This is a genomic window from Streptomyces sp. 378 (assembly GCF_030124145.1).
Taxonomy (GTDB): Bacteria; Actinomycetota; Actinomycetes; order Streptomycetales; family Streptomycetaceae; genus Streptomyces.
Genome location: NZ_JASKMS010000038.1, coordinates 1 through 11564, shown reverse-complemented (window position 1 = coordinate 11564; position 11564 = coordinate 1). Strand labels below are relative to the sequence as shown.

Annotated in this window: 6 protein-coding genes and 1 pseudogene; 3 read left to right on the top strand and 4 right to left on the bottom strand. The window is 71.3% G+C overall.

What is annotated here, in order from left to right; translation table 11 throughout:
- Window positions 1-15 precede the first annotated feature (15 nt).
- A pseudogene (locus QNO09_RS40130) lies at window positions 16-572 on the top strand (ferredoxin-NADP reductase); the annotation flags it as partial.
- Between the two features lie 198 nt (window positions 573-770).
- Here the strand turns inward: QNO09_RS40130 and QNO09_RS39785 are convergent.
- Window positions 771-1475, bottom strand: coding sequence for a C40 family peptidase (locus QNO09_RS39785; RefSeq protein ID WP_349637009.1), 705 nt, complete (start codon window positions 1473-1475; stop codon window positions 771-773).
- Window positions 1476-2774: 1299 nt separating this feature from the next.
- Here QNO09_RS39785 and QNO09_RS34805 point away from each other — a divergent pair.
- On the top strand, window positions 2775-3686 hold the full coding sequence (locus QNO09_RS34805; RefSeq protein ID WP_283974227.1) for a hypothetical protein: 912 nt from the start codon (window positions 2775-2777) through the stop codon (window positions 3684-3686).
- Between the two features lie 363 nt (window positions 3687-4049).
- Here the strand turns inward: QNO09_RS34805 and QNO09_RS34800 are convergent, their stop codons facing one another.
- Both QNO09_RS34800 and QNO09_RS34795 read right to left on the bottom strand, forming a co-directional pair.
- Window positions 4050-5585 (bottom strand): fused MFS/spermidine synthase, encoded by a 1536-nt coding sequence (locus tag QNO09_RS34800; protein WP_283974226.1) that lies wholly within the window; start codon window positions 5583-5585, stop codon window positions 4050-4052.
- Between the two features lie 301 nt (window positions 5586-5886).
- Window positions 5887-8358, bottom strand: a complete 2472-nt coding sequence (locus tag QNO09_RS34795) for a SpoIIE family protein phosphatase (RefSeq protein ID WP_283974225.1) — start codon at window positions 8356-8358, stop codon at window positions 5887-5889.
- 815 nt (window positions 8359-9173) lie between these two features.
- On the opposite strand from QNO09_RS34795, the gene QNO09_RS34790 reads away from it, so the two are divergent.
- Window positions 9174-10688: a glycoside hydrolase family 43 protein gene (locus QNO09_RS34790; protein ID WP_283974224.1), complete on the top strand. Its 1515-nt coding sequence runs from the start codon at window positions 9174-9176 to the stop codon at window positions 10686-10688.
- Window positions 10689-10934: 246 nt separating this feature from the next.
- Here the strand turns inward: QNO09_RS34790 and QNO09_RS34785 are convergent.
- The coding region (locus QNO09_RS34785; RefSeq protein WP_283974223.1) for an RICIN domain-containing protein at window positions 10935-11564 on the bottom strand (630 nt) is incomplete at its 5' end.

Here is an 11564-nt window from a genome sequence, read left to right as displayed (position 1 = left end):
GGGTGCGCCGCCGCCGACCCACGCATCGGCAGCGCGATCGACGCCGCCGGACCGCACGAACTCGCCGCGCTACTGTGGAATGTGCGTCGCGAGAAGGCCGACTGGTCGCACCCGCCCGCTGCGGACCGCCGTATCGTGCTGCGCTTCCACTCCGCGCCGACGGAGATCGTGGGGGCGACGACGGGAACGTGCGGGCCGTGTGCGTCACCGGTGCGAGCGGCGAGGCTCTGTTGCCCTCCACGACCGTGTTGCGCGCCATCGGCTCCCGGGACGCGCCGGTGCCGGGACTGCCGTTCGACGAGGCGACCGGACCGTTCCGCACGGCAAGGGGCGGGTGACCGGACTGACGGCTCGCCGACGCCGTCGACGGCGTGCTGGCGGTGCCCGCTCACTCTGCGAACGCCTTCCCGCGCCTGGCACGGCGCCGCGCGCCGGATCTCGTGGACGCCCGCGGCATGGCGCCCATCGACCGGACCGAGCGCCGGCGCGGCCGACGCGGCGGCAGACCGCGCAACAAGTTCGCCACCGTGGCGGAACTGGTCACGGCGTCCCGACGCCGATCGAGGCTCTGATGCCACGCCAGCCCACCTGCGGCGCACCACCCTGCCCCCAAGAGGCCCCACAGGCGCCAGGCTGGGAAAGGCGCGCCGAACGCGACATGGCCCCCGGCCCCACGTCGTGCCAGGCCCTGAACCAGGCACGCCCGGTTCGGACCGTCCGGACGAACTCGGCCGACCACAGACGGCACCCGGCCGATGGCCAGGCCGACATCAGGCCGGGCGCACCACGCCCTTGATCGCCGACTGACCGGCGAAGAAGACCGACTCCTCCCGGATGCGCGCTCCCGGACCCGGGGCGTGGATCATCACGCCGCCGCCGCTCCAGATGCCGACGTGGCTGAGGTCGTCATGGAAGAAGACCAGGTCTCCCACCTGGACCTCAGTGAGCGCGACCTGCAACCCCGCCCTCCACTGGGCCTCGGTGGTCCGGGGAAGCGTCACGCCGGCGGCCTTCCATGCCGCCTGGGTGAGTCCGGGGGCGTCGAACGACCCGGGCCCGGCCGCGCCCCACACGCACGGCCGGCCGATCTGCCCTCGGGCGAAGGCGATCACCCGCTCGGTCTGGGTACTGTGGCCGACTGCCGGAGACAGCCAGGACCCGCCGTGGGCGGCTGACGCGACGCTGGTGAAGGTGGTTTCCCCTGCCGCCGAGATGACCGGCGCAGTGAGGACGGCAGCCGTCGTCGGCGCGGTGGGGACGGGTGCGGCGGCCGGTTCGACGGGCAGTGCCGGAGCAAGAGCCGCAGCGGCCGGTACAGGGATGTCCGGCAGACCGGCGGCATAGGTAGCGGTGTCATGGGACGCGGTGTCATAGGACGCGGTGTCATAGGACGCGGTGTCATAGGACGCGGTGTCATAGGACGCGGTCGGGGCTGGACCGACGGGCAGCGCCGCAGCGGGCTGCGGGGCGGGCACTGGTCCGGGCTCTGGAGCGAGGGCTGGTTCGGGCTCTGGAGCGAGGGCTGGTTCGGGCTCTGGAGCGAGGGCTGGTTCGGGCTCTGGAGCGAGGGCTGGTTCGGGCTCTGGAGCGAGGGCTGGTTCGGGCTCTGGAGCGAGGGCTGGTTCGGGCTCTGGAGCGAGGGCTGGTTCGGGCTCGTACAGAGGCCATGTCGCCACGCCCTCGCCGGAAGTCACATGCGTGTCGGCACGCCAAGCGCTCTCGTCCTGTGTGTACTCGCCTGCCGCAGCCGGTGCGACGGGAGGGCCGGAGAGCTGCGGGAGAACAGGCGTCGTCGTCTGAGCCGATCCGCCGGTCAGCTCCCACACAGCATGTGTGGGCTCCTTGGGCGCTTCGAGGGCGAGGGGCTCGGCGGGACGTTCCGCCGGGCGCGCGGATCGCGCCGTCCGGGGCGCGGCGTCGGGACGGACCGGCAGCCTCTCGTCCGGCAGCGAAGTCGGCATGATCGGGCCCAGCTTGGCACGGGCGGCGTCGAACCACTGGCGGGTCAGGGCTCCGAACGCGGGCTCCGTGTCTTCCCGGGAGCGCTCGCGGGTGCCCGCGCTCCGCTGGCGCGGGATCGCGGCGGCGCGGGCCGCGTTGGCGGCACGGGTCGCGTTGAAGGTACCCGTGGCGTTCTCGGCCCGATCGTAAAGGTGGTCGACATACCGACGCACCTCGTCAGGGCTCAGCGCTTCGCTCTCAGTCGCCACCGTGGCCACCAGCAGACGGCGAGAGCCGGGCCTCAGCAGTGACGTCCGCCGGTACAAGGGAGTTGACCTTGCCCGCCAAGTCGGCCACTGCGGGGCACGAGGTTCGTTCCGGCGCCATGGAAAGGGCGCTCCTTTCGTCCGAGCGTGCACGAGACCATCCACCCATCGGCGGAACTCGTGCAGTCGGTGACCAACGTAGCCAACTTGTGAGCCTTCCGTGAAGATCCAAGTCCCGAATGCCCGATATGCTTTTGTGACCTTCACCGCTCCAACCGCACGTTGATCTCACGCCGTTGTCCTACCACTCGGGACTACGACCCGGCCCGACCCACCACGGTGACGCGGCGGTTTGAGGCACAGCAAAGCCCCTGTTCGATGTACGACGCCGACATCAGGTGTTGGCTGAAAGATCAACTCACCACGCCGGAAACACAGTTGTCGCACATCCGTTGGGTTGGCAGACTCGCCTCGCCGACGGGATCACGCGGGCAAGCGTGCGAACAGCCACGCGGAGGCACCACGTCGGCGGACGGAACTCACGTCATCTCACCAGGGGAAACATCTATGAAGCTCAGCCTGCCCAGACGCGCCCTGGCCCGTGCCACCGCCACCCTCGCGCTGGCGCTGGCCATGGCCACCGGCACCACCGGTCTGCTCGCCGGGACGGAGGCACACGCCCTGCCGGTCACCGAAGGCTCCTTCAGCTTCAACGGTGACGAGGACGACTACATCAGCGGCGGCCGGTCCTACACCTACGCGACGGCGTCCCAAGACCGCATGGACGTCTCCGGCAACACCGACAACAGGGTGGTCACCGTCTCCCTCGACGGAGCGAACGGTGACTGGTGGACCCTGAACCTCGCGGCGCCGTCCGGGAAGACCTTGACGCCCGGGACTTACACCGGAGCCACCCGCTACCCGTTCAACGACGGGGCCGAACCGGGCCTGTCGCTCAGCGGCAACGGCCGCGGCTGCAACCAGCTCACCGGCACCTTCACCGTCGCCGCAGTGGAATTCGGCCCGCAGGGCTACGTGAAGAAGCTCGACGCCACCTTTGTGCAGCACTGCGAGGGAGGCACCCCGGCCGCGCGCGGTGAGGTCCACATCGAGAACCCCGCCCCGCCGGCGGAACTCGGCCTGGGCCTCGACATCGCCCTGGCCGGCACCGCCAGTTCCCTCAACGGCAAGGCCACCCTCCACGGCACGGTGAGCTGCAACAAGCCGGTGCAGGTGACCGTGGCGGGCGATGTCACGCAGGTGAAGAAGCGGGACCTCATCCGCGGTTCCTTCTCCACATCGGTGTCCTGCACCCCGGGCGCCCCTGTCGCCTGGACCGGTACCGCCGTACCCACCGGCTCGGTCCCCTTCCAGAAGGGGAACGTCGAGGTCGAGGGCCGCGCGACGGCGACGGACCCGGACTACGACCTGCCGGTGACGGTCAGCGAGACCGTGGCGGTCCGCCTCACCCGGGTCTGATCCCGGGTCCTGACGCACTGCCACAGCCACGTCGCCCGGCCCGGGGCCCGTTCCTCTCGAGGAGCGGGGCCCGGGCCGGATCGCGTCGCGCGGCACCTGGACCAGGGACGTCCTGGGGGTGCGCTCCGCAACGGCGGAAGGGGCTGCCGGAACCAGTGCCGTCCGTCGGAACGCGGTCGGGCTTGCCGTCCCGGATCCATTGCCACTACTGCCTCCCCGGGATACCGGCCACGACTCGTGGTGTGCGGGGGCCGGCCTCAAGGAGGCGGCACCATCACCCGCGTACCGCTGCGGAGCGGGCCCCGGCCGCCTTGTCGGGCGCAGGGTTCGCACCGGACCGTCCCGTCACCGCAAGCATCCCTGTCACCGGCCGCTCTGCGGACTGTAGGGCTGGAGGAGTTGGTCCACGGGTGCGTGATCGTCGGTGAGGAGCTGGGCATCGCCCGTCCAGGAGGTGAGGTCCTGCCCGGTGGTGATCCTCCAGCCGGTTCGCCGGGCGTCGAGAGCTTTTTGAACTGCGCGCAGATCGACCGGCCGATCGGACGCGAGCACCACCAGGTTGCCGCCGACGGCGTCGGCAGCCGGGCCCTGGCCTATGTCGGCGGGTTCACCGAGGAGGGCGACGTGTTCGAACGTCTCGCCCAGGGTGGCCACTTCGGCGCGTGCGAAGTCCATGCCACCGTGGTCGATGAGGTTGGCCACGTACAGACCTTCCTCGTTGAGCACACGCCGTACATCAGCCATCGCTTCCGCCGTGGTGAGGTGCCACGGGACACTGACGCCCCCGAAGGCGTCCCCGATGACCAGGTCACGACTGCCGGTCTCCAGCCGCCGCAGGCCCAGCCTGCCGTCCTCGACGCGTACGTCGACACCGGCTTGCGATCGCAGTCCCAGTTGCTCGCGGTTGATGCGCACGACCCCGCCGTCGATCTCGGAGACGAGGCTGTGTGTGCCGGGCCGCGTGGCCGCGAGGTAGCGGGGAAGGGTGAGTCCGCCGCCGCCCAGGTGGTGGGCGACGAGTGGTTCACGTTGCGGGAAGGCGGCGTCGACCACCGACGCGATGGCGCGCACGTACGCGAACTTCAACTGGGTCGGGTCGTCGACGTCGACGTACGAATGCCGCAGGCCGTCCAGTACGAGCGTGCGGCCGTTGCCCCCGTCGGGGTTCGCGACGACCCGTGCGCAGTGGTACTTGGTCTCCACGTCGCAGCCCCCGGGCGCCGCCGTGACGGCCAGACCACCGGCCAGGACCACCAGTGTCAGTGCCGGGGCGCCGCTCCACCCGCGGGTTCGCCACTCGATCCACGCCGAGGCTGCCACCAGCAGTGCCCCGAGGCCGAGCAGTATGCCGCTGACCGGCAACCGCGACACGAGGACGAAGCCGGTGAGTACGGTGCCGACGATGGCGCCGACGGTGCCGATCCCCGAAAGTCGGCCGACCACCGAACCGGTCTCCGCCAGGTTGGTGAGACGCAGCTTCGTCACGAACGGGGTCACCGCGGAGAGCAGCGCGCCCGGCACCAGGATGGTCAGCGACGCGATGACCAGAAGCACCGCGGGCGCCCACTCCGCGGTGCTGCGCAACACGGACGGGGTGAGCGCCACCACCGCTCCGGACACTCCGAGCGACGGTCCGATGAGCCGGCGTGGATCGACCTGGTCCGCGATGTGCCCGCCCATCCAGGAGCCGAAGGCGATGGCGGTGAGTGCGATGCCGATCACCAGGGTGCTGGTCTCGAGGGTCAGGCCGAGGTAGGGGGCGAGCAGCCGCAAGGCGACGATCTCGACGACCAGAACCGCTGCCGAGGATCCGAACACCAGTATTGCGGCGGCGCGAGGACCCAGACCGACACGGCCGGGCGTGCTCTCGGCAACGGGCGACGATGACGATCCGGTCACGGGCGCCATTCTTGCACGCAGCCCACAGCCGGAACGGCATCGCGTCAATCATCGTCCGTCGGCCGAACCCTTGTTGGGGTTGATGACGTAGTCGCCCGACGGAGTCCTCGACTTCTGGATCAAGGTCTTCGCGCTGGTTCTCGGCGGGCTCCACGGCCGTCTTCTTCGTCATCCGGCATCGCCTTCGACGGCATCGCCGACTGACCCGGGGGGAGCCGTCGTGCGTCACGACGCCGACCGACCGGGCTGTTTCGGTGCTTCCCGGAGTGTGACTCCGTGCAGCGCATCATCGAGGCGGGCGTCAGCCGCTCGCGCGCGGCCGGCCGTCGTCGCGCTCGGGCTCACGCGGCAGGGGCTGTTCTGCCCAGATCGTCTTTCCGACGGAGGTCTGACGACTGCCCCAGCGCTCGGCGACCTGGGCCACGAGCAGCAGTCCGCGTCCGCCCTCGTCGAAGACGCGGGCCCTCCGCAGGTGCGGGGCGGTGCTGCTGCCGTCGGAGACTTCGCAGACGAGTGCGTCGGCGCGGATGAGGCGCAGCTCGACGGGGCCGTTGCCGTACCGGATGGCGTTGGTGACCAGCTCGCTGACGATCAACTCGGTGGCGAACTCGAGCTCGGCCAGCCCCCAGGTGTCCAACTGCTCGGCCGCCATCTTGCGGGCCCCGGCGACGGCGGCGGGATCCATGGGCAGCCGCCAGGTGCGGACCTGGTCGGCACCGAGCGTGGAGGCGCGGGCCAAGAGCAGGACGATGTCGTCGGCAGGAGGGTCGGGCGGTAGCGTGCGCAGGACTTCGTCGCAGGTGTCCTCCAGATTGGCGGCCGGGCGGCGGAGCGCTTCACTCAGCAGGTCGAGTCCCACGTCGATGTCGCGGTCGGGGGCCTGGATCAGGCCGTCGGTGTAGAGGGCGAGCAGACTGCCCTCGCCCACGTCGATCCGGGCGGCCTCGAAGGGCAGTCCCCCCAGCCCGAGCGGCGGCCCGGCGGGCAGGTCCAGCACACGCGCGGTGCCGTCGGAGGACACCAGGACGGGCGGCGGGTGCCCTGCCCGTGCCAGGTCGCAGCAACCGGTGACGGGGTCGTAGACGGCGTAGAGGCAGGTGGCCCCGACCTCTCCCGAGGCCTCCTCCGCCTGCCCCCGCGTCTCCGGGCCCTCCTCCCGGTCGAGGCGGACGACCAGGTCGTCCAACCGGGTGAGCAGCTCGTCGGGGGTGAAATCGGCGTCGGCGAGGGTGCGTACCGCGGTGCGCAGGCGGCCCATGGTGGCCGAGGCGTGTACGCCGTGGCCCACCACGTCGCCGACCACCAGCGCGACCCGTCCCCCGGACAGGGCGATCACGTCGAACCAGTCGCCACCGATCTCGTCGCCCGAACCGGCGGGGAGGTACCGATAGGCGAGGTCCACCGCCTCCGCGCCCGGCAGCCGCTCGGGCAGCAGGCTGCGCTGGAGGGTGAGCGCGGTGCGGTGCTCGCGGGTGTAGCGGCGGGCGTTGTCGATGCTCACGGCCGCCCGGGCGGCGATCTCCTCGGCGAGGGTCAGATCGTCCTGGACGAAGGGATCCGCTGTGCGGTGTCGCAGGAGCTGCATCACGCCGAGGGTGATCCCTCGCGCTCTCAGTGGCACCATCATCACCGAATGGATCTTGAAACGCCTTATGCTCTCGGCGCGGGCCGGGGAGGCCGTCGACCACGCGCGCAGCGGCGGGTCGCCCACGCTGTAGTGGCTGCCCCGACCGGTGACCAAGGCCTGCGCCGGTGGGGAGCCGGGAGGGTAGACGTCGGTGTCACCTGTCCGGACGACGGATTCCGGGCACCCCTGGAGCACCGACCGTTTCGCGGTACGGCGGCAGACGACCGGCGTTCCGCGGGGTACGGGTTGCGGCTCGCGTCCCTGGACGACCGACTCCAGCAGGTCGACGGAGGCGAAGTCGGCGAACCCGGTCACCGCCACCTCGGCCAGTTCCTCTGCCGTACGGGTCACATCGAGCGTGCTGCCGATGCGCACGCTGGCGTCGTTCAACACGGCGAGGCGACGTCGGGCCCAGTACTGCTCGGTGATGTCGATCACCAGCGCCGACATCCCCGACACCGCGCCCGCCGGGTCCTTGAGCGGGGAGAGGAAAAGCGACCAGGCGTGGTCGCGGACCTCGCCCGATGCCCGGAACGGCTGATTCTCGCGGAAGATCATCTCGCCTGTGCGCACGACGTGATGCTGAAGGCGATCGATCTCGTCCATGGGTGGGGTGGGATAGATCTCCCACAACGTCCGGCCCCTCATCTCCTGCGGTGTCAGGCCCATGGCCTGACTCATCACCTGGTTGCACGTGACGAACCGTGCCTCGCTGTCGTAGACGGCCACGGGCAATGGGAGCTGCGCGAGCGTGAGGTCCCACAGCTCCGCCGTCCCCGCGTCGCTCGGTGCGGAGGCGTACGTCGTCACCGCTCGGGTGACGATCCAGTGGGGACCCCCGTACGTGTCGACCAGCGGCGTGCCCCGGAGCTGCACGGTGACACGGTCTCCGTGCCGGTTCCGCAGCACCACATCACTCGTCCACGGTTCCCAAGCGGCCAGGTGGCGCCGCATCGAGACGGGCAGCCGCGCGGCGAGCAGGCCGGCGGCCTGCCGACCCACCACTTCCTCGCGCCGGTAGCCGAGCAGTCGCCCGGCTCCGGCGCTCCACATCATGACGAGTCCGCGGGCGTCGATGACGACCGCGAAGTCGTCGGGTGCGGCTATTCCCCTTACTCCTGTGGTCGTGTCGGGCTCGTATTCCATGGGATATCCCGACCTCGTTCCTGCCGCGCCCCGGCACGGCGCCGCGCCACCCGTCACGGGCGCTGCCTCCAGCATCCCGCCGCGGGACACGGCGCTCAACCGGCCACGGCAGTCCGGACGGCCACGGGCCTCGGGGAACAGGCCTGCGGGGCGTCGTCCGGGTGGCCCCGCTCGACGAGGACGTCCGCCGCATCCCTCAGCGTTCGATGCGAGGCGGTCCCCCCACGCTCCCGATACGCACGGCGCCTGGGCCGCCGGGCGCCGTGCCGGTGACGTCCGTCCCTGCGGCATGTACTCGCACGGCTCACGGCCTCGGCGCACGCCGCCGAAGGCCGTGTCCGGCCGCCCACGCCCGCGTCGGCGGCCAGCGGGCCCGCGTGGGCCGGTACACGAGGCGCCCACCACTCTCGTCCCGCTGGCACGTCGAAGCGCTTCGACGACGTACTCATGCCTCTGAGCCGTCCGTACACCAGCACAGAGCCGCCAGTTGTCGGAACTCTTGTTTCGCAGGGGAGATGTCCGCTAGTTTGCGCCTGGCGGTGAAGCGCTTCGACACCTGCCGCAGGAGGGCCGCCTCGAAAGGGCCGACATGACCGAGGAACTCGGGACCTTTCACTGGGGGCACGCGGCACTTCGCCTCGACATGGTCTTCCCCGACGACGGCAGCACGCGCCTCACGCATCTCGGAACGCCCGGTGAGGGCAGAGCCTTCCGGCTGCGCTCGCCCACGGTGGGCTGCCTGACCCCGCACGGCAAGTCCGGATTCGCCCGACCACTCCACGCCCGCATCACGAACCGACGAGAGGACCTGTCGGGTGCCCCCTCTGCGCCAGCCGGACGGACACTCCACCAACCCCGTGATCCCCGGCTTCCATCCCGACCCCAGCGTCTGCCGCGTCGGCGACGACTACTACCTGGCCTGCTCCAGCTTCGAGTACTTCCCCGGGGTGCCCCTCTTCCACAGTCGTGACCTGGTGCGCTGGACGCAGATCGGCAACGTGCTGGACCGGCCGGAGCAACTGCGCCTGCCTCACTCCATGCCGTCCTCCGGGGGGATCTACGCTCCCACCCTGCGCCACCACGACGGCCGCTTCTGGCTGATCGTCACCAACTGCAGCGAGGGCGGCGGCAACCTGATCGTCACGGCCACCGACCCCGCCGGACCGTGGTCGGACCCCGTCTGGGCGCCGGGCGTCCCCGGCATCGATCCGGACCTGGTCTGGGACGAGGACGGCACCTGCTGGTGCACGGTCGCCGGGGTCTCCCAGGTCCGTATCGACCCGTCCACCGGTCAGACGCACGGGACACCGCACAGGCTCTGGTCCGGCGGGCCGGGCGCCAAGGCTCCGGAGGCGCCGCACCTGTACCGGATCGGCGACTACTGGTATCTGCTCATCGCCGAGGGCGGCACCGAACGCGGCCACGGCGTCTCGATCGCCAGGGGCCGTACACCCGCCGGCCCGTTCGAGCCGTGCCCGGCCAACCCGATCCTCACCCATCGCGGCACCGACCACCCTGTCCAGAACACCGGGCACGCCGACCTGGTCCAGGGCCCCGACGGCTCCTGGTGGATGGTGTTGCTCGGGGTCCGGCCGGGCGGCGGCACCCCGGGCTGGCACGTGCTCGGCCGGGAGACCTTCCTGGCACCCGTGACCTGGGTGGACGACTGGCCGGTCGTCGGCGAGGTCGCCCTGGACCTGCCCGAACCGCCGTGGCCGCTCTCCCCCGGCCCCGCCGAGGACCACCGGGACGACTTCGCGCTCGCCGAGCTGCGACCGTCCTGGATCTCCCTGCGCGACCGGCCGGCCGAGCACTGCACCCTCAAGGAGCGCCCGGGATGGCTGACGCTCCGCGCGCGGGGCGGCTCCCTGGACGAGCCCGACGTGGTGTTCACAGGCAGGCGCCAGCAGCACCCGTCGTGCCGGGCGCGCGTTCTGCTGGACACCGCGGAGGGAAGCGGTGGTCTGGCGGTGCGGCTCGACGAACGGCACCACTACGCGATCGAGGTCTCGGGCACGCGGGTCCGGGTGGTCGCGCGCGTCGGCTCCCTGCGCACGGTCGTGGCCGCGCGCTCCGTGCCCGCCGGGCCGGTCGTCCTCGCCGTCACCGTCTCGGAACCACCCCCTCCGCACGGGCCGTGCACCGGACCCGACGTCGTCTCCCTCGGCGTCGAACAGCCCGACGGCACACTCACCGAGCTCGCGAACCTCGACGGCCGTTACCTGTCGACCGAGGTCGCCGGCGGCTTCACGGGCCGGGTCATCGGCATGTACGCCGTGGAGGGCACCGTCCACTTCGACTGGTTCGACTACCGGCCCCTCGACCACTGAACCAGGCTCTCTCCCTCCGCTGACAGAGATCAGGACCAAGCCGGCCGGTGATCGCGACTACGGCGTCAACGCCACCCTCGAGGCCCGGTTCTCCAAGGGGCTGCCCTGGCAGATCGACGTCGTCACCCACGGCACTCCGGTGCTGACGAACGCTGCGACTCCCTTCCGGGGGTGGCGGGACCGTGCCCCGGCGCCGGGCTGTCCGGGTGCGCTCCCGATGGCGCCGTGGCCGGTGGACGGCGTCCCTCACGTGCGGTTCCACTTCTGGCCGGCCTGACCGTTGCAGGTCCACAGGACCAGCGGGGTTCCGTTGGTGGTGCCGGCGCCGTTGACGTCGAGGCACAGCCCGGCGCGAACGTTGCGGATCGACCCGTCGGAGCCGACGGTCCACTTCTGGTTGTCCTGACCGTTGCAGGGCCAGGAGATGACCCGGGTCCCGTTGGCGGTGCCCCGCTCGTATGCGTCCAGGCACTTGTCGCCGAAGACGCGGATCTCACCACCGGCCCAGGTGGTCCACAGCTGGTTGGCGGCCGTGTGGCAGTCCCAGATCAACACCGTGGCCCCGGCCGCGGTGGAGGCTCTGTCCACGTCCACGCACCGGCCGGACGCGCTGCCGCGCAACCGCGAGGTGGTGGCCGCCAGCGGGCTGCCGCCGCTCACCCGGAACACGGCCACGCCGTGCGCGGGGACGCTCGCCGAGATCTGCCCGGATGTGCTCGACGTGCCGCCGGTCCACAGGTCGGTGAGGGTGAACGGACCGCCGGCCAGGCCGACTTGCGCGGCGGTGGTCGTGATCGTGGCCGTGCCGCCTCCCCGGTTGAACAGGCCCACCGCGACCGAGCCGTCCGCGAGGGGCTTGGCGAACACCTCGGTGCT